The sequence below is a fragment of the Leucobacter sp. OH1287 genome (assembly GCF_003859945.1).
GTDB lineage: Bacteria > Actinomycetota > Actinomycetes > Actinomycetales > Microbacteriaceae > Canibacter.
This window is the reverse complement of record NZ_RQYM01000019.1, coordinates 1-22,215: the sequence shown is the minus strand read 5'-3', so window position 1 is coordinate 22,215 and position 22,215 is coordinate 1. Positions and strand designations below refer to the sequence as shown.

Annotated in this window: 23 protein-coding genes; 16 read left to right on the top strand and 7 right to left on the bottom strand. The window is 58.8% G+C overall.

Annotation, left to right across the window (positions count from 1 at the left end):
• Positions 1 to 239 precede the first annotated feature (239 nt).
• On the top strand, positions 240 to 710 hold the full coding sequence (locus tag EII30_RS08405; RefSeq protein ID WP_124886891.1) for a hypothetical protein: 471 nt from the start codon (positions 240 to 242) through the stop codon (positions 708 to 710).
• Positions 674 to 1,447 carry a hypothetical protein gene (locus tag EII30_RS08400; RefSeq protein WP_124886890.1) on the top strand — a complete coding sequence of 258 codons (774 nt, stop codon included), beginning with the start codon at positions 674 to 676 and terminating at the stop codon, positions 1,445 to 1,447. Before EII30_RS08405 ends, EII30_RS08400 begins: the two co-directional genes overlap by 37 nt.
• A 79-nt stretch (positions 1,448 to 1,526) precedes the next feature.
• On the opposite strand, the gene EII30_RS08395 is transcribed toward EII30_RS08400, so the two are convergent.
• From EII30_RS08395 to EII30_RS08385, 3 genes are all read right to left on the bottom strand, one after another.
• On the bottom strand, positions 1,527 to 2,366 hold the full coding sequence (locus EII30_RS08395) for a hypothetical protein (protein ID WP_124886889.1): 840 nt from the start codon (positions 2,364 to 2,366) through the stop codon (positions 1,527 to 1,529).
• Positions 2,367 to 2,436: 70 nt separating this feature from the next.
• A protein-coding gene (locus EII30_RS08390) for an IS3 family transposase (RefSeq protein WP_124886888.1) occupies positions 2,437 to 3,674 on the bottom strand; the annotation gives its coding sequence in 2 pieces (ribosomal slippage) (positions 2,437 to 3,383 and positions 3,383 to 3,674; 1,239 coding nt in all).
• A gap of 48 nt (positions 3,675 to 3,722) precedes the next feature.
• Positions 3,723 to 4,382, bottom strand: a complete 660-nt coding sequence (locus EII30_RS08385; RefSeq protein WP_124886887.1) for a hypothetical protein — start codon at positions 4,380 to 4,382, stop codon at positions 3,723 to 3,725.
• A gap of 170 nt (positions 4,383 to 4,552) precedes the next feature.
• Here EII30_RS08385 and EII30_RS08380 point away from each other — a divergent pair, with 170 nt between their 5' ends.
• The 9 genes from EII30_RS08380 to EII30_RS08340 all read left to right on the top strand — a co-directional run bounded on the left by EII30_RS08380 (position 4,553) and on the right by EII30_RS08340 (position 12,785).
• Entirely contained in the window at positions 4,553 to 7,417 is a 2,865-nt protein-coding gene (locus EII30_RS08380; RefSeq protein WP_124886886.1) for a Na+/H+ antiporter subunit A, read from the top strand.
• Positions 7,414 to 7,860, top strand: a complete 447-nt coding sequence (locus EII30_RS08375; RefSeq protein WP_124886885.1) for a Na(+)/H(+) antiporter subunit C — start codon at positions 7,414 to 7,416, stop codon at positions 7,858 to 7,860. Before EII30_RS08380 ends, EII30_RS08375 begins: the two co-directional genes overlap by 4 nt.
• Entirely contained in the window at positions 7,857 to 9,443 is a 1,587-nt protein-coding gene (locus EII30_RS08370; RefSeq protein ID WP_124886884.1) for a Na+/H+ antiporter subunit D, read from the top strand. Before EII30_RS08375 ends, EII30_RS08370 begins: the two co-directional genes overlap by 4 nt.
• Positions 9,440 to 9,991, top strand: a complete 552-nt coding sequence (locus tag EII30_RS08365) for a Na+/H+ antiporter subunit E (protein ID WP_233569465.1) — start codon at positions 9,440 to 9,442, stop codon at positions 9,989 to 9,991. The genes EII30_RS08370 and EII30_RS08365 overlap by 4 nt, the downstream gene beginning before the upstream one ends.
• Complete coding sequence (locus EII30_RS08360; RefSeq protein WP_124886883.1) at positions 9,988 to 10,317, top strand: monovalent cation/H+ antiporter complex subunit F; 330 nt, start codon at positions 9,988 to 9,990, stop codon at positions 10,315 to 10,317. Before EII30_RS08365 ends, EII30_RS08360 begins: the two co-directional genes overlap by 4 nt.
• An 8-nt stretch (positions 10,318 to 10,325) precedes the next feature.
• On the top strand, positions 10,326 to 10,748 hold the full coding sequence (mnhG, locus tag EII30_RS08355; RefSeq protein ID WP_124886882.1) for a monovalent cation/H(+) antiporter subunit G: 423 nt from the start codon (positions 10,326 to 10,328) through the stop codon (positions 10,746 to 10,748).
• 107 nt (positions 10,749 to 10,855) lie between these two features.
• Positions 10,856 to 11,317: an FHA domain-containing protein gene (locus tag EII30_RS08350; protein ID WP_233569464.1), complete on the top strand. Its 462-nt coding sequence runs from the start codon at positions 10,856 to 10,858 to the stop codon at positions 11,315 to 11,317.
• Between the two features lie 53 nt (positions 11,318 to 11,370).
• Entirely contained in the window at positions 11,371 to 12,057 is a 687-nt protein-coding gene (locus EII30_RS08345) for a MerR family transcriptional regulator (protein ID WP_124886893.1), read from the top strand.
• Positions 12,058 to 12,212: 155 nt separating this feature from the next.
• Positions 12,213 to 12,785: a MerR family transcriptional regulator gene (locus EII30_RS08340; protein WP_124886892.1), complete on the top strand. Its 573-nt coding sequence runs from the start codon at positions 12,213 to 12,215 to the stop codon at positions 12,783 to 12,785.
• A gap of 191 nt (positions 12,786 to 12,976) precedes the next feature.
• On the opposite strand, the gene EII30_RS08335 is transcribed toward EII30_RS08340, so the two are convergent.
• Complete coding sequence (locus tag EII30_RS08335) at positions 12,977 to 13,843, bottom strand: ParA family protein (protein WP_124886881.1); 867 nt, start codon at positions 13,841 to 13,843, stop codon at positions 12,977 to 12,979.
• Positions 13,844 to 14,041: 198 nt separating this feature from the next.
• Between EII30_RS08335 and def the strand changes: the two genes are divergently transcribed.
• Positions 14,042 to 14,530: a peptide deformylase gene (gene def / locus EII30_RS08330; protein ID WP_124886880.1), complete on the top strand. Its 489-nt coding sequence runs from the start codon at positions 14,042 to 14,044 to the stop codon at positions 14,528 to 14,530.
• Between the two features lie 62 nt (positions 14,531 to 14,592).
• On the opposite strand, the gene EII30_RS08325 is transcribed toward def, so the two are convergent.
• The gene (locus EII30_RS08325) at positions 14,593 to 16,425 is read right to left on the bottom strand and encodes a long-chain fatty acid--CoA ligase (RefSeq protein WP_124886879.1); all 1,833 of its coding nucleotides are present in this window, start codon (positions 16,423 to 16,425) and stop codon (positions 14,593 to 14,595) included.
• Positions 16,426 to 16,586: 161 nt separating this feature from the next.
• Here EII30_RS08325 and EII30_RS08320 point away from each other — a divergent pair, with 161 nt between their 5' ends.
• Together EII30_RS08320 and EII30_RS08315 are read left to right on the top strand one after the other, a co-directional pair.
• Entirely contained in the window at positions 16,587 to 17,282 is a 696-nt protein-coding gene (locus tag EII30_RS08320) for a 1-acyl-sn-glycerol-3-phosphate acyltransferase (protein WP_124886878.1), read from the top strand.
• Positions 17,283 to 17,339: 57 nt separating this feature from the next.
• Positions 17,340 to 18,689, top strand: a complete 1,350-nt coding sequence (locus EII30_RS08315) for a class II 3-deoxy-7-phosphoheptulonate synthase (RefSeq protein ID WP_124886877.1) — start codon at positions 17,340 to 17,342, stop codon at positions 18,687 to 18,689.
• A 7-nt stretch (positions 18,690 to 18,696) separates the two neighbouring features.
• On the opposite strand, the gene EII30_RS09195 is transcribed toward EII30_RS08315, so the two are convergent.
• The gene (locus EII30_RS09195) at positions 18,697 to 20,061 is read right to left on the bottom strand and encodes a protein kinase (protein WP_124886876.1); all 1,365 of its coding nucleotides are present in this window, start codon (positions 20,059 to 20,061) and stop codon (positions 18,697 to 18,699) included.
• Positions 20,062 to 20,149: 88 nt separating this feature from the next.
• Here EII30_RS09195 and EII30_RS08305 point away from each other — a divergent pair, with 88 nt between their 5' ends.
• Complete coding sequence (locus EII30_RS08305) at positions 20,150 to 20,482, top strand: Rv2175c family DNA-binding protein (protein WP_124886875.1); 333 nt, start codon at positions 20,150 to 20,152, stop codon at positions 20,480 to 20,482.
• Here EII30_RS08305 and EII30_RS08300 read toward each other — a convergent pair.
• A complete protein-coding gene (locus EII30_RS08300; protein WP_124886874.1) occupies positions 20,479 to 21,579 on the bottom strand; it encodes a polyprenyl synthetase family protein in 1,101 nt (366 codons plus the stop codon). The genes EII30_RS08305 and EII30_RS08300 overlap by 4 nt on opposite strands.
• A gap of 71 nt (positions 21,580 to 21,650) precedes the next feature.
• Here EII30_RS08300 and EII30_RS08295 point away from each other — a divergent pair, with 71 nt between their 5' ends.
• Positions 21,651 to 22,040 (top strand): DUF3040 domain-containing protein, encoded by a 390-nt coding sequence (locus tag EII30_RS08295; RefSeq protein WP_124886873.1) that lies wholly within the window; start codon positions 21,651 to 21,653, stop codon positions 22,038 to 22,040.
• Positions 22,041 to 22,215 lie beyond the last annotated feature (175 nt).

Here is a 22,215-nt window from a genome sequence, read left to right as displayed (position 1 = left end):
AAGGCCTATAGCGCTGATGGTACTGCACTCGGGAGGGTGTGGGAGAGTAAGTCACCGCCGAAATATTTTTGATTGGGGAGGGGGAACCGTTGGTTCCCCCTCCCTTTTTTTATTTCACCACCAGTATCGGGTTCCGGCAACAAACCCGGTTACACCCAATCTTTAAGTTTTATCCCGCTTTTCACAGCTGATCGCATATAATCAAATTACCCCTCACTCTCTACTCAAAGGGGATTAGTGTGAAGGCAACCAGGAAGGGCAGCAAAGGCAGCACCAGCAGCCGCGACTACTCGGACGGTGAAACTGTGAACGACCGAGTACGCCGAAAACAACTGTGGCTCCTCAACACAGCACTGCTGGTTATCGCCCTGCTGTTGCCAGGGGTGCAGTTCCTGGCGGGATCCGCCAAGGAAACAACCAATCAGGTGCTCGACGAGAACTGGCGCGGAAGCTACGATATTCTGTTTACCCACTCCGATTTTCACGCGGAGATTGCGGCGGCAAAGAACGATCTCGGGCTCGACCTGGTTGAGGTCAACTACGGCAACATCGCGGCACCAACAATCAGCGCCGAACAGCTTTCGCAGGTGCGGGAAACCCCGGGTGTTGCGGTTGCGGCTCCGCTCGGATATTTAGGGGCGCAACCGGGACTGAGAAGTGGGCGAAGATTCTGGTGCCGTGGGACGAGATCCCGGAGCATGACAGCGTAAACTTCAAGTTCAACCTGCGCACAACCAGCAACGACGGCGTGAGTGAGAGACTCGAAACCGACGCTGAGATTGTTGTGACGGTTGACACAAGCCTGTGGGACGGTCATCGCGGCGATACAGATGAGCCGTCACTGGCGGATCCGTCCCAGCTGCCTCTCGTGCTGCTGGTGAGTCTGCTGGTTGTTTTGCTGCTGCTCTACAGTGTGCCGCTGCGGGGTCGGGGCACGAAACCGCTGCCGAAGATTGCCTCGCGGCGAAAACTGCTCGGGCTTGCCGCAACCGAGACGGCCGCAATCGCGGTGACGGCGGTGGTTGTTGCGGTGCTCGCGCTGCTGCTGATCTGGTTTGTTCAGGTCGGGTCGACGCTTTCGCTGTCGCAGCTTGTGCTCAACTCGCTGCTGCCGCTGGCGGTGCTGGCGCTCGGGGTTGTTGTGTTCCTGCTGTACCTGCAGCTGGTTAGCGGCGCGCTCTATGAGCGGTTGATTCTCACCAGGTTGCGGTTCAAGTATGTTGTGCTGGGTCGTTCAGGTGCTGGGCTGATTGGTGGTTTGCTGTTACAGACCGCACTGCAGACGGTGGCCGCTGCCGCGCTGATCGGGCTTATTCTGTGGGGTCTGCGGCTGTGGTTTATCGCGACTCCGGCGGGACTGCTGGTCTTTTTCGGGGCGCTTGGACTGTGGGCGCTCTCGCAGGGGGCGCGGCTGTATCGGCTGCGAGCTACGACGCTTCTGCGCTAACAGAGGCAGCGCTGCACGCCAGCACGCTGCGCGAAACCGGGTCAGAGCGCAACTGCAAGCGCAGAGCCCCTGCCCGGCGCTAGTCGCGCGTCATCCAGCTCGGCAGCGCCGCTGTGTAGGATTCGATGGTTGAGCTGCCGAAGTTGCTGGCAAACATAATCCTGCTCAGGTCCCGCGACACAGTTGCTTGCGGCTCAAGGAAATAAGCGGCGTCGCTGCCTGGGAGGGTGACCTGCGGATCCACCTGGGTGCTCGCAACCGCGAGAGCCCGCCCCCGCGGAGTTAGCTCCTGCAGCCACACCCGGTGATAGTAGGGGCCGTCTGCGCCGGTCAGCTCGGTTTTGCCGTAGTCGGCGGTGGCGCCATAGCTGGAGATCACAACCCAGCCGGGACGGTTAAAAGCCTGCCCGCTGATGTGGGCTGCGTAGCTGCTGCCCGGCTCGGGGTAGAGCGGCGCGAGCTTAAACCGGTCACCGGACCTGATATTAACGGCGATAATGTTGCCGTCTTGATAGTCGGTGTAAACGTAAACATCCTGGCCGTCACGGTTAAACGCGAGATCGGAGTGCTCAGACGATTTAGCGAGCTGGGTGCTGGCGCTGAAATCAACACGGTAGGCGCGGGTGCCGCCGTGCTCGGCAAGCCACGACACAACCGCGTAGCCGCCGGACGGTGAGGTGCTGACGTGATCGGGGACTGCGCCGGGCACCGGGAAGTCCTTAGCGTCGAGCGTCCCGATGATCCGCTGCTTTTCCAAATCAACCGTTACAATCCCGTAAACCTTGCGTTCACCGGTGGACTCGTTATAGCTGCTGGCGATGACGGTGAGCACCCTGCCGTTGGCGCTGGTTGTTCCCTCGCCGTGCGTCCAAAAGGCGCTCGCTTTCTTCCACGGGGTCTTCCCGGCAAAGTTGAACACCCCTTTAACCTCGTCGGTGTGGACATTGATGCTTTGCCAGATGGATCCTGAACCGCCCTGGGTTCTGTTCCTACGCTGTAACTACTAATCTACCTGCTATTTCCGCTTCCTGAGCTTCCCAGTAACGATCCTCCACTTCCTGCGGCGTGCTATAACCCAACGATGAGTGCAGCCTCTTACTATTCCACCAGTGCACCCAGCACAGTGTCTCCCACTCAACATCCTCCACACCCTGCCATTTTCGCAGGTTAATCAACTCGCTTTTATACAAGCCGTTAACACTCTCAGCAAGAGCGTTATCGTAGGAATCACCGACGCTGCCAGTAGAAGCCCCAATACCCTCCCGAACAAGCCGTTCATGATAGGCAATAGAAACATACTGACTGCCGTGATCACTGTGATGCACAAGCTCACCCAGACTACCCCTGGCAGTGGTAATCGCCTGGTCTAAAGCCTCTAACGGTAACGCTTCTGTGGTTAACCTGCGCTTAGTCGCCCAACCGACTATCTTGCGGCTATAAACGTCAGTAACAAAGGCCGTATAAACAAACCCGCTTACCGTTCGCACATAAGTAATATCTGCAACCCACAACCGGTTAGGGCCAGCAGCTTTAAAGCACCGGTTAACCAGATCAGGGCGCACGTCCACAGTTTTAGCAGGCCTGGTAGTAACAGGACTCCTACCACGGTTACTGCCACGCAGCCCAGCAACGCGCATCAACCTAGCAACCTGGTCACGCCCCACCCTATAGTTCGCCTGCTGCATAGCTTTAACAAGCTTACGAGCCCCGTACACAGAATAGTTCTCCTTGTGCACCTGCTTCAAAACAGGGATAAGCTCCTGATCGCGTAAAGCGCGAGCTGAGGGTATGCGCCGCTTAAATGCTCTATAACCACGCGAGGTAATAAACCCGCCCTGCCTGTTTGCAGCCAGTGATCGGCAAATGAACTCAACCCCAAAACGATCACGATACTTATCGATAAAAGTGATCATTTCCTGGCTCGATGGTCGAGTTCTGATGCGAAAAAAGCTGACGCTTCTTTAAGTAACTCGTTCACCCTGCGAAGCTCAATATTTTCAGCGCGTAAACGAGCGTTTTCTTCCGCGTAATCGACCGCGGTATCATCACCATTTTTTGCCCGTGTGTCATCCTGGCGTATCCAGTCCATGAGCGTGTGTGGTGATATGCCCAGCTTTAAGGCGACTGCTTCAGCAGCCGGCCATCTCTTGCACGAGTGCACCTGCTGATGTTCTGCAGTTAAACGCACCGCGCGTTCTTTAAACTCCTTAGAATATCTCCGTGCCATAGATATAATCCTTTCACCCAAACGGCACGGAACAAAACCCAGGGCGATTCATCCACCAGAGCGGGCCGTAAACAGCAGCAGCGCCGGGTCAGCCGCGCTCCACAGCGGCTCGGCATCACCGACGAGCTGGGGGAGAGGCTTTAGCATCTGAAAGCTGGTGGCATCGTGCAGGAACCACTCGCCGCGCTCGTTTTGGGCGATGAAGCGGGTGCTGTCGGCGTTAAACGCCTGCCTGCGCGAGTATTCGTGGCGGAGCCGGTCGCTCGGCGGGTCAGTCTGGGCGGCGTTCGTGCTGCGGAGCAGTTTCACGCCCGTTACCGGGTCGGGGACGTGGTCGCTGCTGTTTGCCGCCGGGGCAGGCTGCGAAAGTCGCCTAAAACCCGCCACATCATCACCATCCCCGCCAAGCTCGGGGAGCGAAAAATCCGGGTTGTAAAGCCCGTCATAGATGTTTGGATAGTCGCTGCTACCTGGTTCGGCAAGCGGCGGGATTCCCTCACCGGTTGCGGGTTCAAGACCCTCACCAAGCTCGCCCGCCGCGTCGCCAGATTCGGCGGTGGCGGATCCACCAGCGCCAGCACCAGCTGAGGCGGCGCCGTCAGCATCGGCGGTGCCCGAGCCGGATCCACCCACGCCCACGCAGGCGGTTAAAACCAGCACGGTTGCCGTGGCCAGCAGGGTGAGAGTCGCCTTCAGGATTCTTCGCATCCACTCACTCTAGCGGCCGTGACTGGGAGTTTTTGCGATGCCAACTGGAAAAGCGCTGGCGGGTTTGCGGCTGCGGGTTTTACAGCCGCTACACAGTGCAGGCACTGTAAACTATTTACTACCGTCGGCATAAGGTGACAATCGGCGTGTGGAGGTGCGTCGTGGTAACAGTGACCGTTTTGTCTCTGCTGCTCCTTTTTGCCACTGCTCTGGTTGCCTATCCGGTTGTGAAACGCTTTGGGAACGGCGCTTTTAACGCCATTGCAGCGGTGCCTTTGCTTGCCTTCTTCGGCTATGCCGCGCTGCTGCCGGAGACACTCAACAACGGCCCTGTTCACTGGGAATACGAGTGGATCCCACAGTTCAACATCAACCTGACCTTTGAGGTTGATCTCTTCAGCAACTGCCTGGTGCTGCTCGTGACGGGCGCGGGCGCGTTGATCCTCAGCTACTGTTCCCGGTATTTTGAGCGGGGCGATAAAAACTGCCCACGTTTCGCTGCGGTGTTTGTTGCGTTCGCTGGCTCGATGCTCGGTCTGGTTGTGTCAGACAACGTCTACCTGTTGTTTAGTTTCTGGGAAGCAACAACGGTGCTCAGCTTCCTGCTGATCGGCCACTCCGGTAAACGTCTCACCAACCGGGCGGCGGCAATGCAGGCGATTATCGTGACAACGCTCGGCGGTCTGGCGATGCTTGTCGGCCTGATTATGCTGAACCTGATCACCGGCAGCGCGAACCTGAGCGAGATAATCGCGGCAGCCCCGCAAGACCAGGCGGCTGTGATTGCGGTGTTCCTGGTGCTCGCCGGCGCTATCTCAAAATCAGCGATTTTCCCGTTCCACTTCTGGCTGCCAGCAGCGATGGCCGCGCCAACCCCGGTGAGCGCCTACCTGCACGCCGCCGCGATGGTGAAAGCGGGAATCTACCTGATCGCGAAACTCACCCCGGCGTTCGGCGAAATGCCCGGCTACCGCGAAACCCTCGTGATCCTCGGCGGCATCACAATGCTCTTGGGGGCGTTGCGCGCGCTCGCCCAGTACGACCTGAAACTGATTCTCGCGTTCGGCACGGTCAGCCAGCTCGGCATGCTCGTGATGCTCTACGGTGTCGCCGACCCGCGCGTTAGCAGCGCGGCAACCGCGCTCGTGTTCGCGCACGCGCTCGCAAAAGCGCCGCTGTTTTTGAGCGTCGGCATGATCGAGCACCGTACCGGCACCCGCGACCTGCGCCACATCAGCGGCCTCGCAAAACAGGCTCCTGCGCTCGCGATTGTCACCTCGCTCGCCGCCTTCTCAATGATCGGCGGCCCGCCACTGATCGGCTTCGTCGCAAAAGAAGCGGCTCTCACCGAGCTGTTTAGTATGGACCGCGATCCAATCGCCACAGTCGCACTGGTTGTGCTGATCGTCGGCAGCTGCTGCACCGCCGCCTACATGATGCGCTTCGTCTGGGGTGCTTTCTCCAACAAACCAAAAATTATGGACTGCCGGGTCACCCACGAACAGCACGGCGATATGCTGCTCGCGCCCGGAATCTTCGTGCTCGCAGCCCTCGCAGGTGGTGTTTTCGCGAGTGCGCTCGATAACGTCTACCAAAAGATTCGCCCGAGTAATCTGCACCCCGAACACTTCGCGCTCTGGCACGGCATCACGCCCGCGCTGATCACAACCTGCCTCACCCTGGTGATCGGTGTGCTGCTGCTGGTTTGCGCCGGCACTATCAAGAGCCGCCTGCTCGACATCGACGACCACTGGTCAGCAACCGCCATCTACTTTAAGGTGATGCGTGCTCTGGTCCGTTTCGCGGTCGCCGTCACCTCGCTAACACAGCGTGGCTCGCTGCCCTTCTACCTCTCCGTGATCCTGGTGGTTGCGCTGTTTGCCGTTGGCGGATCCGTGATCTTCAGCGATCACAGCTACGCCGACACCGTGCTGTTCAACTCTGCCGCGGAGATTGTGCTCGCGGTTTTGATCAGCGCCGCCGCAATCGCAACACTGGTCGCAAAAAAACGTTTCCAAGCGGTGATTCTGGTGGGTCTCACCGGAATCGGCATGGTTGCGATGTTCGGCCTCAACGGGGCCCCAGACCTGGCGCTCACACAGGGTCTGGTTGAGATTATTACGCTGATCGCCTTCGTGCTCGTGATCCGCCGTTTGCCGCAGCGCCTAAACCGCAGTAAACAGCCGCTTGTGAAGATCCGCAACGCCGTTATCGGCACCTCAATGGGGCTGCTGTTTGGTGTGCTGGCGCTTGTCGCGCTCGGTTCACGCGAGCACAGCAGCATCTCGGAGGAGATGGCGCAGATGGCGGTTGATGGCGGCCACGGCTACAACGTGGTTAACGTGATCCTCGTCGATATTCGCGGCTGGGACACCTTCGGTGAGCTGTCTGTGATTCTCGCGGCGGCAACCGGTGTTGCCTCGCTGATCTTCCTCAGCAACCGCGCCGACAACCTGCCAAAGCTCGGCCGGAAAGAGGCACGCGGCAAGGTGCAAAACTATCTCAGTCGGGTGGCGGATCCAAACGACCCCGCCGAGCGCGGCACCTGGATGCTCGCTGGTCGCGACCTCAGTCCGCAGCGCCGCTCCATTGTGTTGGAGGTGGTTGTGCGGGTGCTCTTCCACGCGCTGATTATTCTCTCCATCTATCTGCTTTTCACCGGCCATAATGCGCCGGGCGGTGGATTCGCGGGCGGCCTGGTTGCGGGTCTTGCGCTGGTTGCTCGCTATCTCGCGGGCGGCAGGAGCGAGCTTGGCGCAACGGTGCCGTTTGACGCGGGCCGGATTGTTGGAACCGGTATGGCGATCTCCGCAATCACCGCGATTGTGCCGCTGTTCTTCGGGCAGAGCGCGCTAACCTCCAGCTGGATTGACGCGGACCTTGGCCCGTGGGGGATTCTGCCGCTGGTCAGCTCAACCGCTTTCGACATCGGCGTTTACCTCGTCGTGTTCGGGCTTGTGCTCGACGTGCTGAGAAGCCTCGGCGCCCAAATTGACGTGCAAACAGAACAGGACCTGGAGGTGAGCAGCAGATGACAATCTCACTTGTGCTGGTTGCTGTGATGGTTGTGCTCTACAGTGTCGGCTTTACTATGATGCTGGATCGCGGACTCACCAGGATTCTGCTCGGATTCCTGCTGGTGGGCAACGCAACAAACCTGTTAATCTTCCTGATGTCGGGCGGCTTCGGTGCCGCGCCGCTGATGGGCAGGGGAGTAGCTCCCGAGGAGATGAGCGATCCACTGCCGCAGGCGTTCGTGCTGACCGCGATCGTTATCACCTTCGGCGTTAGCGCGTTCCTTTTGGCGCTGATCTATCGCGCCTTCAGGCTCGACAGCCACAGCACCGACAACGTCCAGGATGACGCTGAGGACGTACAGCTGATGGAGCAGAGCGTGCGCTCCGACTCCGGTGATGAAGCAACCGAGGAAGAGCTGCTCAACGCGGCAGGCGACTTTGAGGGGGATGACGCTCGATGAGTTTCGTAACGCTCGTTCCCACGGTTGTGATTCTGCCGATCCTCGGTGCGGCGCTCGCGCTCGCCTTCCCGCACCGCAAAAAAGTGCAGGCGACAGTAACCGTTGCAACGCTCTGCCTTGTCGCCCTGATCGGTGGGATTTTAATGTTCGCCGTTGACAGTCAGGGAACCCTCGTGATGGAGGTTGGCGGTTGGGAAGCGCCGTTCGGTATTGCGCTGGTTGTGGATCGCCTGTCAGCGCTGCTCGTCACGGTTTCAGCGATTGTGCTGCTCGCGGTGCTTGTTTTCTCGATCGGCCAGGGTCTAGCCGACGGTGACGAAGAAACACCGGTTTCGATCTTCTTCCCAAGCTATCTGGTGCTCGGCGCGGGCGTTTTCGACGCCTTTATCGCAGGCGACCTGTTCAACCTCTATGTTGCCTTCGAGATTCTGCTGGTTGCCAGCTACGTGCTGTTAACCATGGGCGGCACAGCGCAGCGGATCCGCGCGGGCGTCACCTACATCGTGGTCTCGCTCGTCTCCTCGGTGCTGTTCCTCGCTGCGATCGCGCTAATCTACGGCGCAACCGGGACGGTTAACCTGGCGCAGCTGTCGGTGCGGATCACGGAGCTGGATCCGCAAATGCAGCTCACCTTGAATCTGCTGCTGCTTGTTGCCTTCGGCATTAAAGCGGCGATTTTCCCGCTGTCGTTCTGGTTGCCGGACTCCTACCCGACAGCCCCAGCACCGGTCACCGCCGTTTTTGCGGGTCTTTTGACGAAGGTTGGTATCTACGCGATCCTGCGCACCCAGACGCTCGTGTTTAACGACTCCGATATTAACGAGCTGCTGATGATTATTGCGGGGCTGACGCTGATCGTCGGTATTCTCGGCGCGATCTCGCAGCGCGATATTAAACGTCTGCTGTCGTTCACGCTGGTCAGCCACATCGGCTACCTGCTGTTCGGTGTTGCGATCAACAGCGAGGCGGGGCATTCGGCAACCGTTTACTATATTGTGCACCACATTATTGTGCAGACAACGCTGTTCCTCGCGATAGGGCTGGTGGAGCGCGTTGCCGGCTCAACCAGTCTCGACCAGGTGAGCGGGGTGCTGAATAAGGCACCGTACGTTGCGATTCTGGTGTTTGTGACTATGCTGAACCTCGGCGGTATCCCACCGTTCAGTGGTTTTATCGGCAAGGTTGGCCTGTTTGGCGCGGGCGTTGAAACAGGCTCTCCGACAGCCTACTGGCTGGTTGGGATCGGTGCGCTGGTTTCGCTGCTAACCCTCTACGCGCTGATGCGCGCCTGGGGTCTCGCGTTTTGGCGGCGGGAGATTAAAGCCTCAACCCAGACACTGGCGCCGCTGGTTTTGGATCCGCTGCAAACCCCGCAGCAAGAGGCGAAGGATGTGCCGCGCCTGATGACCTTCGCAACCACCGGGATGGTGGTTGTGACGCTGCTGCTCACCGCGTTTGCCGGGCCGCTGGTCGGTTACGCGCAGCGGGCGGGCGACAACCTGGAGACGCCGGAGAAACAGGCGGCCTGGTATTTTGAGAGGCACAGCGGTGAAAAGGCTAACAGCGAGGAGGTGACAGAGTGACGCTGAAACGGCGGGTTAAAAACAAGTTCCGGTGGATCAAAATAACCGATCTGCCGCTGCTTTTCGGGTTGGTAATTACCTGGATGATGCTCTGGCAAGAGGTTTCGCTGATGTCTGTCACCAGCGGTATTGTGGTTGCCGCGGCGGTTGTTGGACTGTTCTATCTGCCGCCGATCGGACTCGCGGGGCGTTTCAACCCGTTCTGGGCGGCGCTCTATCTCGGGTATTTCTTGTGGAACCTGGTGCTCGGTGCTCTCGAGGTTGCCTGGGCTGCTGTTCGGCCAGACAAACAGCCAACCCCGGCGATTATCGCGGTGCAGTTAAAGAGCCGCTCAGACTTTATTTTGACGATGACGGGTTTGACAATCTCGTTGATTCCCGGATCCCTGATCGTCGATATTGACCGCTTCGAGTCGGTTATCTACCTGCACGCGCTGAACGCGAAAACGCTGCAGCGGCAGCATCGACTAAAGCGTGAGGTGCACAAGATAGAGCGGCTGCTGGTCAACACAATCGGCAGCGCACAGGATTTGAGGTCACTGCGATGACGGTTGAGAGTGTTGCAGCGTGGATTGTGGTCGGTTGTTTTGCAACCACCGGGTTTTTGGCGCTTTTGCGCGCGCTGAAGGGGCCAACAGTGCTCGACCGGATTATCGCCTCGGATGTGTTTTTGATCACGGTTGTGATGGTTTTGGTGCTCGATATGATCGTGCACAAACACGACAACAGTATCGCGCTGATGATCGCAATTGCCGCTACCGGCGCGCTCGCGACTATCACAGTTGCCAGGTTTGTGCGGAAGCGTCCAGAAGAGTCAGCCGGGTCTGAGATTAACTGGTCGCAGACCCCGCGAGAGAGTGGCGAGGGGGAGTAGCGTCTAAGATGTTTGAAACTGTTTTGGATATTCTCACCTGGGTGTGCCTGCTCGGGGCGGCGGTGCTGTCAGTTTGCGCGGGCATCGGGCTTTTGCGGTTTCGGGATCCGCTCACCAGGTTGCACGCCGCAACCAAGCCGCAGACACTCGGCCTGCTGCTGGTGATCGCCGCGCTGGCGCTGTCACAGCGGTCGTTTTTGACGCTGTTTGCGCTCATCCCGGTTTTTGTGTTCCAGTCGCTGACCGCACCCGTTGCCGCGCACATGGCGGGCAGGGCGGCATACCGCGCGGGGCATGTTGACCGCGATAACCTGGCGGTTGATGAGTTAGAGCCGGTGCTAAAAAAGGTTAGAATTGATACCGAGCAACCGGGCCGACGGCTCAACATTTCAGCTGAGGAGTTCTCGGGAGTTTCAAGAGAGAAACGCTGATGGCGTTGAGATGCGAAGCAGCGCTGCACTACGATACCGTAGTAAGAGAAAACAAATGAAACCAAATCGTTATAATTGGACTGACGACTAAGAGACAGGGGTGGCAAGTGAGTTACGAAGAGAATGCTTCACACGTGCACGAAACAGAGGCACGTTCAACAGAGCAGTTCCAGGCAGATCTCAATGCGATGATTCGTGCCAACACAACCTCGCTCAGCGTTGACGAGCGTGACGCTATCCAGGCTCTGCCATCAGGCGCGGCTCTGCTGGTCGTTAGGCGCGGCGCCAACCAGGGTGCCAGGTTCCTTTTGGATCAGGATGTCACCGTCGCGGGCCGCCACCCAGCGGTTGATATCTTCCTCGACGACGTTACTGTTTCTCGCAGGCACGCAGAGTTCCTGCGCAACGGCACAAGCTTCGTTGTGAAAGACCTTGGCTCGCTCAACGGCACATACTGCAACGGTGAGCGGATCCAGGGATCCACCCCGCTAACCGACGGGATTGAGGTGCAGGTCGGTAAATACCGCCTGACCTTCTTTGCTTCACGCTTTGACGTAGAGGCTAACTAGCCGTGGTGGCGTCAAACTCGGCCACCAAACGGGTGGCCGTTAAAAGCAACCAGGTGAAGGGGCAATCGGCTCGCGGCGCTGCTGGAAAAAGCGCGGTCAGACTGTCGATTGGGCAGGTGATCGAGCAGTTAAAAACCGATTTTGCTGACCTCTCGGCGTCGAAACTGCGCTTTTTAGAGGATCAGGGGCTGGTGATCCCCGAGCGCACCGCCTCCGGCTACCGGAAATACTCGCAGAGCCACGTTGAACGGCTGCGCCTTGTGCTCACCCTGCAGCGTGACCACTACCTGCCGCACAAGAAGATTCAGGAGATCCTCACCGATTTTGATGAGGGCAGGGATCCGGTCATCCCCGGAACCACGGGCAGCAACTTCTCGGCAATTCTCACCTCAAGGCGGGTTTTAACCCGTGACGAGCTGATTCGGGCGACGGGTGTGAGCTACAGTCTGCTGGCGGAGGCGATCTCGGCGGGGCTTTTGCCTGCCTCGGACGTTTTCACACCGGATGCCACTGTGCAGCTGACCGCGCTGCAGCGGCTGAGCGAGGTTGGTGTGACACCGCGTCACCTGCGTGGAATGCGACTGGCGGCTGAAAAGGACGCTGAGCTGATTAACCAGGCGGTGCAGTTGCGCGCCGGAACAGCGGGGAAGGATGCGCGTCACGACCAGGCGTTGCAGCTTGCTGAGCTGCTCGACACGGTTCGTTCCGGCGTTGTTCGTCAGACTCTCCGCCGCAGCTGAGCGGGCAAGCCTGAAACTGCGACACGCGCGCTGTTATCTCCCGAAAAGTGAGAATCGGGTGCACTATATTGTTAGACTTTAAACTTTAAAGTGAAACTTTAGACTTACTCTCTGGGGTAAACTTTAGACTCAACTGATGTGTGGAGAACCAAAATATGAGCGATGTGTCACAGGAGTTGACGGCTGTCTCTGACGATATGCTGTTCGATGACGGCCTGCCTCGCCCAAACGAGGAGGGTGGCTTCAAGGGATCCGTCGCAGCGGCTGCCGCCGGTGTCACCTACCGGCAGCTCGACTACTGGGCCCGCACCAACTTCATTAAACCGACCGTGCGTGGCGCGCGCGGCTCCGGCTCTAAGCGACTCTACTCCTTCCGTGACATTCTCGTGCTGAAGCTGGTAAAGCGCCTGCTTGACACGGGTGTTTCGCTGCAGCAGATTCGCAAGGCGGTGGATCAGCTCCACTCCGCCGGTGTTAAGGATCTCGCCCAGATCACCCTGATGAGCGACGGCGCGAGCGTCTACCTGTGCACCTCAAACGACCAGGTTATTGACCTGCTCGGGCAGGGGCAGGGCGTGTTCGGGATCGCGGTTGGTCGCGTGCTAACCGAGGTTGAGGCCTCGCTGCTCACCTTCGAGGAACACCGCGCACCAGAGAAACAGGCTGAGCAGCGCGCTGAGCAGCCGGTTGATGAGTTTACCGCCTACCGCACCGCAAAGCTCGGCTAACGGCCGCACAGAGCCGCAGAGGGGTGCGCAAGAGCCGCACAGCGCCGCAGAGGGCCGTGTTGTTTCCCGGGCTCGCCGTATAAGCCCCGCGCCCAGACACCCAAAAAGCGACTGTGAAATCTTAAAAGTCTTAATCACAGTCGCTTTTGTGGGTATCTTCGAGGGCTGCCGCCTGGCGGGTGTGTCGCCGGTTAGCCGGTGAGATCGTCCTCGTCTTCAACACTGTTGTCGGCGAGCACGGTTGTCGCGGTCGCGATCGGGCGTGACGCGATGGTCACCCGCAGGTCGAGTGAGTCAGCAACCTTGCGCAGCAGCTCGTCGAACTGCACCGCCATCTCCTGTGTTGCAGCGCCCGGCCACATGTGCAGTGGTTTGGCTGCTCCCTGCGCCTGCTGGATCGCGGTGCGCTCAGCAAACACGGTCTCCAGCACCAGCTCCCCAAAGATCTCGCGCATCTCGCGGATCCGGTACTGGTGCTCTGCGGACTTCAGGCGTGCCCGGTTGATCACGATGCCAACCGGCTCAAGACGCGGGCTGATACCGGTCCTAAGCTCGTCGATTGCGCGCAGCGCCCTGTCTGCGGCGGCAACAGCGAACAGACCTGGCTCGGTAACAACCAGCACCCGGTCACTCGCTGCCCACGCGGTACGGGTGAGAGCGTTTAGTGACGGCGCACAGTCAATGATTACGAGGTCGTAGTCTGCCTCAACAACAGACAGTGCTTCTTCAAGCTTCCAGATTTCACGCTGCGAAGGGTGCGGCCCATCAAAGTTAATCGCTGCTGGGCTGCCAAGCAGCAGGTCAATGTTGCCCTCGTGGTGGTCGTTCCAACCACTTCTGACGATTGCCTCGCGAACCCGCTTTGGATCCTCAAGAACATCTGAGATGTTTGCCTTACCGGTTGGGTCAACATCCAGACCGGTGGACACATCAGACTGCGGATCAAGGTCAACTACCAGGGTGCGAAGACCCGCTGAGAAGGCAGCAGAAGCCAAGCCCAGCGATACGGTTGTTTTGCCAACCCCACCCTTTAGAGAACTAACGCTTAAAACTTTCACATCTAATAGTCTACCGTCTTGCTGTTGAGAGCACACTCAGATACTTGTGAGCTTCTTAGCAGCTGGCGTGTTGCCACGAGCGCTCGATAGCAGCGTAGAGCTCAAATCGCCTATCGACTAGATCCCGTAAAACACCACTCGCACACAAAAATCACGATAAACTGGGGTACTCATAAATCTTTGATAAGGAACCCTGCTATGGCGGTAAGAGAAATCAGACTTTTTGGTGACCCGGTGCTGCAGCGGGTGTGCACTGAGGTGACGGAGATCGACCAGGGTGTGCGCCAGCACGTCGCCGACCTGCTGGAGACGGTGAACTTCGATGGCAGGGCGGGGCTCGCATCCACCCAGATCGGTCACACGCTGCGGGTGTTTAGTCTGCACATCGACGGCAAACTCGACTACGTTATCAACCCCGAACTGGAGGTGTTCGGGAAGCCGCAGCCGGTTGGTGAGGGCTGCCTGTCGGTTCCGGAGCTGTGGTTTGAGGTGCCGCGCTACCCGCGCGCCCGTGTCACCGGCATTGACCTTGACGGTAAACCGGTTGTGATTGAGGGGGAGGGACTGCTCGCGCAGGCGCTGCAACACGAGTGCGATCATCTCGACGGCAAGCTCTACCTGCGCAGGCTCGACCGTGAACAGCGCGCGGCGGCGATGCGGCAGATCCGCTCGTCAACCTGGTTCTAACCGGTAACAGCAAAGCCAGCCGACACGCTCGGTATCGGCTGGCTCTCTGCTGTTTAGGGCTGCTACTGCTGGATTGTGTGGATCCGCGAGGTCGGCGGTGCCGGCGCATCGTAGATCGCGTCAATCTCGGCGCTAAAGTCCTGCAGAATGTTAGACCGCTTAATGCTCATCTTCGGTGTTAGATGGCCGCTGTCCTCGGTGAACTCAACCGGCAGAATCTTGAACTTGCGGATCGACTCAGCGCGCGAAACATACTCGTTTGCTTCGTCGATTGAGCGCTGCACCTCCGCGAGCACCTTCGGGTTCTCGGCCGCCTCCGCGAGCGTCATCTCCGGGTTCTCGCCGTTGTTGCTCAGCCAGGTCGGCAGCATCTCCGGGTCGAGGGTGATCAGGCAGGCAATAAACGGCCGCTTGTCGCCGACAACAACCGGGTGACCAACGATCGGGTTTGAGCGGATCGGGTTCTCCAGCACCGCCGGAGCAACGTTCTTACCGCCCGCGGTGACAATGATTTCTTTCTTACGACCGGTGATTTTTAGGTAGCCGTCGGAGTCGAGTTCGCCGAGGTCACCGGTGTGGAAGAAACCGTCCTCGGTGAACGCTTCAGCGGTCAGCTCAGGATTGTTCCAGTACTCCTTAAAGACGTTGATACCGCGGGTGAGGATCTCGCCGTCCTCCGCGATTTTCACGCTCGTGCCGGGAAGCGGCGGGCCAACCGTGCCGATTTTGGTTTTGCCTGGTAGGCCAACCGTGATCGGAGCGGTTGTTTCGGTCAGGCCGTAACCCTCCAGAATCTCGATGCCGAGGGCGCGATAGAAGTGACCGAGGAAGGTGCTGAGCGGGGCGGATCCGGAAACGGCGAAGCTAACCTGCCCACCGAGCGCCTGCCTGAGCTTCGCAAACACGAGCTTGTCAAACAGCTTAAACTTCAGTTTCAGTGGCAGCGGCACCCTGCCGGTGTCAAGCGCCTTCGAGTAGGCGACAGCGGTTTTTGCTGCGGCCCTAAAGATTTTGCCCTTGCCGCCAGCCTCTGCCTTCTGCTCGGCGCCGTTGTAAACCTTCTCGAACACGCGCGGAACCGCAAGCAGGAACGTCGGCTTGAAACTGCCGAGCGCGTCCAGCAGCTCCTTCGGTTCGGCATACCCAACCCGGATACCGCCGTGCACACAGAGGATCGAGATGAAGCGCGCAAAAACGTGCGCGAGCGGGATAAACAGCAGTGTTGCGCAGCCCGGCTGATCCACCATCTCACTGAGCGAGATGCGGGTGTTGCGAGACAGCTCAACAAAGTTCGCGTGCGTTAACACGCAGCCCTTTGGGCGGCCGAACGAACCGGAGGTGTAGATAATAGTCGCCAAATCCTCGCTCACGGCAATATTGCGGCGCTTCTCAACCTCGCTGTCGGGGATGTCAGCGCCCGCAGCAACCAGGTCGGCGAGGTCGGATCCGTCAATCTGCCAAACGTGTTTAACCTCTGGCAAATCTGAGATGATCTGGTCGACTCGTGATGCGTGGTCGGCGTTTTCAACAAAAATACCGGTAGCGCCTGAATCCTCCATAATCCAGTGGATCTGCAGCGCCGACGAGGTTTCGTAGATTGGCACCACGGCAGCACCGGCGTAGAACAGCGCAAAGTCGAGCAGCGTCCACTCGTAGCGGGTTTTACTCATAATCGCGATGCGGCTGCCCGGCTCGATACCGGCAGCAATAAACCCCTTTGCCAGCGCAATAACTTCGTTGCGGAACTCAGTGGTGGTTTTATGGATCCAATCAGCGCCGTTTGGGATAGAGAAAATCACCCGGTTGGGGTTAAGCCCGAACTGCTGCTCAAGCAGATCAGTGATATTGTCGTTCGGACTGGCTGCGATCACAGCCTTTGATTCTATGTGTTGCATCACGGCTCCTTTGACATGGTTGTTAAATGAGTTATTACAACAGTAGCGGTTAACATTGTCATTATGCTGGATTGTTTTGTTAAAACCCTAGCTTACGATACCCGGCTATGCGTTTAGGCATATTAAGCATGATATTCTAAGGCAGCGAAGATAGGAGAGCGATGCTGTACTGGATCATGAAACACGTGCTGCTGGGACCCCTGTTGAAAACCATCTATCGTCCATGGGTTGAGGGGCTTGAAAACATCCCGAAAACAGGGCCGGTTATCATGGTTGGCAACCACCTCTCCGTTGTTGATTCTTTCTTCCTGCCGCTGATGACAGATCGCCGCATCTACTTCCTCGCGAAGAGTGACTACTTCACCGGCAAGGGGCTAAAGGGCTGGTTTGTCAGGAACTTTATGCTCGGTGTTGGGCAAATCCCGATTAACCGCAGCGGTGGATCCGCATCCGAGGCGTCTCTGCGGGCGGGGCTCGGGGTGCTTGCGAAGGGCAATGTGCTGGGAATCTACCCAGAGGGGACACGCAGCCCCGACGGTAACCTCTATCGCGGCCGCACCGGTATTGCGCGGTTGATTCTTGAGTCTGGCGCAACCGTTGTGCCGGCGGTTATGATCGACACCGACAAGGCGATGCCGATTGGCGCGAAACTGCCGAGGATCCGCCGAATTGGCACCCTGATCGGGAAACCGCTCAACTTTGATCGCTTTGCCGGAATGACCGCCGACCGTTTTGTGCTGCGCAGCATCACCGACGAGATCATGTTTGAGATTCAGAAGCTGAGCGGTCAAACCTATGTTGACGTGTATGCGTCGACGGTGCGCGCGCAGCTCGCCCAGCAGACAAAAAAGGGCTAGTTTACAGCTATTTCTGACTAGAATAGAGGCTAGAGCTATAACCTTGAAAGACGGAAGATGAGTCTACAAAACCCCTTCGAAAAACTGGATGAGTACCGACAGCTGCCGATTAAACAGCAACCACAGTGGCCCTCTGCGCAGGCAGTGAGCGCAGCCAGCGAGGAGCTGGCGAAACAGCCGCCGCTGGTGTTTGCCGGTGAGGCTGACCAGTTGAAGCAGCAGCTCGCGCTCGCCGCCGAGGGGAAGGCGTTCCTGCTGCAGGGCGGTGACTGCGCAGAAACCTTTGCTGCGGCGACGGCTGACAAGATCCGCGACCGTGTCAAAACGGTGCTGCAGATGGCGCTGGTTTTGACCTACGGCGCGTCGATGCCGGTGATTAAGGTTGGCCGCATGGCGGGGCAGTTTGCGAAGCCACGCTCAAGCGACACCGAGACCCGTGACGGTGTCACCCTGCCCGCATACCGCGGTGACCTGGTTAACGGCTACGACTTTACTGAGCAGAGCAGGAGCGCGGATCCGCAGCGGCTGCTGCAGGGCTACCATGTTTCGGCCTCAACGCTCAATCTGATTCGCGCGTTCACGCAGGGCGGTTTTGCTGACCTGCGGCTTGTGCACGAGTGGAACCGCGGCTTCGCGTCAAACCCGGCGAACGAGCGCTACCGTGAGATGACCCGCGAGATTGATCGGGCGGTGCGGTTTATGGAGGCCTGCGGCGCGAACTTCAGTGAGCTGGAGCGCACCGATTTCTTTGTCAGTCACGAGGCACTGCTGCTCGACTACGAGCGCCCGCTGACGAGGGTTGATTCTCGCACCGGCAAGCTGTATGACACCGCCGCGCACTTCCTGTGGATCGGGGAGCGCACCCGTGAGGTTGACGGCGCCCACGTCCACTACCTCTCACAGGTTGAGAACCCGATCGGTGTGAAGCTTGGTCCAATCGCGACCGTTGATGACGCGATGCGCCTGATCGACAAGCTCGACCCGAACCGTGAACCGGGCAGGCTGACGATTATCACCCGGATGGGTGCGGAGAAGATTCGCGACGTGCTGCCTGAGATTCTGACCGGTTTGAAGGCGGAGGGTGTTAAGCCTGTGTGGGTTACCGACCCGATGCACGGCAACGGTATCACAACCTCAACCGGCTACAAAACCCGCAGGTTTGACGATGTTATGCAGGAGGTGCAGGGCTTCTTTGCCGCGCACCGTGAGGCGGGCACCGTGCCGGGCGGCATCCACGTGGAGCTGACCGGTGACGATGTGACCGAGTGCCTTGGTGGATCCGAGAACATCGACGAGGCGACGCTTGCGACCCGCTACGAGTCACTGTGTGATCCGCGACTCAACCACATGCAGTCGCTGGAGCTGGCGTTCCAGGTTGCGGAGGAGCTGAAGCGACTGCGTCGGTAGTCGCCGTTTAGGCGCTGGCGGCTGGCAGCTGCGCCACCGCTCCGCTGAATGCTGGGGCGGTGGTTGCCGGTGCTGCTGGTGCCGCGGCCGCCGGCTGTGAGACGATCGGCAGCTGTTTGTTCGGGTTGCCGGGACCCTGCCCAAACCACCACGCAACAATCGCGACAATCGTTGCGAGCGCGATAATCACGAGCGTCATAATCTTGCCGCGCTTGGCGCGCTTTTCGGCGCCGAGCTGTGACACCTCGATGGGGCTGAGACGCTGCTTGGCGGCATCCGCCCGCTGTGCTGCCTGCTGTGAGCGCTGACTAGCTGCGCCAGTCGCAACGCCCGCACCGGCGATGCCGTTCGCGCCAGCGACACCGCCCGCGCCCGCTGCGGCGGGAGGCTGTGACGGTGCCTGCGGCGGCGGGGTTTGTGTGGGCGAGCCCTGCTGCACGGTTGTGTTTTGGTCCAGCACCTTGGTTGTGCCCGCGATAACGGAGGTGGGGGCTGCGGCGGTGTCTGAGATCACCTTCGTGCCGGCCTCTAGTCCGCCGTTTAAGAGCTGCCTGAGGCGCGCGAGCACAACGGCGGCGTCGCGTGGTCGCCTCTCGGGGTCGCGCAGTGTTGTCCAGCGGACCAGCTCGTCCAGTTCTGGCGTTGATTCTCTGCTGATCAGTGACGGTTTTGGGACATCCTGGTTAGCGTGCATGTAGGCAACCTGCACCGCCTGTTCGCCCCGGAACGGCTGTGTGCCGGTGAGCATCTCGTAGAGCATAATCCCGAAGGCGTAAACGTCGCTGCGGGCGTCGGCGACACCGCGGGTGATCAGCTCCGGGGAGAGATAAGCGATTGTTCCTAAAAGCGCTTGGCCGGTTGTTGTGTTGGTGTTTGCTGCTCTTGCGAGGCCGAAGTCGCCAACCTTGATGCGGCCGTCGTTGGCGAGGAAGATGTTTTCGGGTTTCACATCGCGGTGGATGAACCCGGCCTGGTGCGCAGCCGCCAGCCCGGACAGCACAGCCTCGCTGATTTCTAATGCCTGATCGGCGGTTAGTCGCTTTTGACGCTTTAACAGGTCGCGCAGTGTGATCCCCGGCACATACTCCATTACGAGGTAGGGGATTTCACCGTCGAAGCCTTGATCGTGGACGTTAACAACGTTCGGGTTGTTGAGTCGGGCGGCGGCGTGCGCTTCTTTTTCGAAGCGTCGAACCAGTGCTTCATCGTCAACCATGTGGGGGTGCATGGCTTTAATCGCGACCTTGCGTGAAAGCCGCAAATCCTCACCGAGGTAGACGGTTCCCATGCCGCCACGGGCGATTTTGGCGCGTACCCGATAGCGACTGTCGAGGGTGCGGCCGATAAACTGGTCGCGATTAGAAGAACTCACTCGCTGATTCTACGAGAATTACCTGATTTTTGGTAGCTTTGCTGGCGGAGTGGCAGCAGATTACAGCAAAAGGTCTTAGAGTAGTAGCGTGAATGACTTAAACTACTACACTGTTCCTGACCTGGTTGAGCTGCTCGGGATCGGGCCAAGTAAGATCCATCGCCTGCTAGAGGACCAGCATCTCGCTGCCGTAAAAATCGACGGCGTTTTGCAGATTCCTGAGGCGTTTATCGTTGACGGCTCGCCGCTCAGTTCGCTGCGCGGCACCCTGGTTGCTCTCTCTGACGCTGGGCTTAGCGTTGAGGAGAGCGTCGAGTGGCTGTTTACCGAGAATGAGCAGCTAAGTGGCAGGGAGCCGATCGCGGTGCTCCGCAGTGGCCAAAAATCGGCTGTGCGGCGCGCGGTGCAGGTGCTCGGTTAGCTGTTCCTGGTTGCGAGCCGGTCCGCGAAGTTGATTAGGCTCTCAACCGCGTCGGCGTGAATCTCAACGCCGCGCGCCTCCCGGTGTGCGAGGCTGACGTTGCCGCTGATCATCTTCTCAACCTGCTCTAGCGCCCCGCTGTCGCGAATGGTGCGCTGCAGCATCGCCAGCTGTTCCGGGTTCATCTCCGGGTCGCCGTGCATGTCGTCAAACAGTCTGCGGTGTGGCCCCTGTAGTTTCTCGCGCGCGATGGTTGCGAGCACTGTCCGCTTGCCCTGGATCAGATCATCGCCGCTTGGTTTGCCGGTCACTTCAGTGTCGCCAAACACGCCCAGTACGTCGTCTCGCAGCTGGAACGCAACACCCGCGGGGATGCCGTAACGGCTGAGGGTTTTTTCCGCCTCTAGGCTCGCACCGGCCAGTGCTGCGCCGATTAGCAGCGGCTGCTCTACACTGTATTTCGCTGACTTGTAGAGCAGCACGCGGGTGGATCGGTCCATTTGCGTGTCATGATCGGCAAAGCCCTGATACTGCTCCTCAAGCACGTCAAGGTACTGTCCGAGAGCAACCTCGGTGCGCATCCGGTTGTAGTGTTCTCGCGCACGTTTCGTGATCTCTGTAGGGGCGATGTGTAGCGCCTGCTGCATAATCTCGTCTGACCAGGATTGCAACAGGTCGCCGATTAGCATTGCCGCTGCGAGCCCGAATTCTTCGGCGGATCCGCGCCACCGCTGTTGCCGGTGCAGGCCCTCGAAGCTGCGATGCACGGCTGGCAGACCGCGCCTGGTGTCTGAGTTGTCGATTACGTCGTCGTGGACGAGCGCGGCGGCGTGGAAGAACTCCAGGGAGGTTGCCGCGAGGATTACTGAGTGAGCGGATCTGCTGAGCGGCAGATCAAAGCTGATGGGTTTCACGGCTCTAAAGCCGAGCGCTACACACAGCGCACGGAAGCGTTTGCCTCCGCTTAAGAAGTTGCGTGAAGCGGTTAGCAGCTCCGAGATTTCGCTGCCAAGTGGTTGAAGTTCACTCTGTTTGTGAGCTAGGAAGCCGTCTATGCGTTCCTGAACAAGCTCTGCGAGTCGCTTATAATCCTGCATATCAACTAGCTTAGCCGGGTTTAAGGCGAGTAAACTAAAAAACACTAGATATCTTTGAAAGGCAGTTGACAATGGCACTCTCAGAGCGTGAAAAGCAGTTGCTCGCCGAGATGGAGCGCAACTTTTATCAGAGCGAGGCGGATGTTGTAAACACCGCCACGAAGCGTGCGCCACTCAGTTACCGCAACATCGTGATTGGAGCTGTTATCGCCCTGTCTGGTGTTGGCCTTTTGATCGCTGGTCAGGCAAACAGTCTTGTCTGGCTGGGTATTTTAGGTTTTGTTGTGATGGTCGCGGGCATCGTGTTTGGTAGCACCCCCGGTAAGGCTGATCCTGACGCTCCTGCGGCTCGTGCACCCAAGCAATCGGGGCAGGGTAGCGGTGGCCGTGGCAACAAGAATGGATCCTTCGAACAGCGCTTGAGTGAGCGCTGGGAGCAGCGAATGAACGGCGAACGCTAGACACTGCGTTAATCTTAAAACTCCTTAAAACCCGGAATCGTGTGAAGCGGTTCCGGGTTTTAGTTTTGCCTTCTTGCAGTGTTTGTGAGGGGGCCCCGTTTTTAGGTCCAGGCGTTATTAGAGTTTTTCAACCCGCCACCTGCTGTTGAGCAAACTCTCTCGGAGTGAGATAACC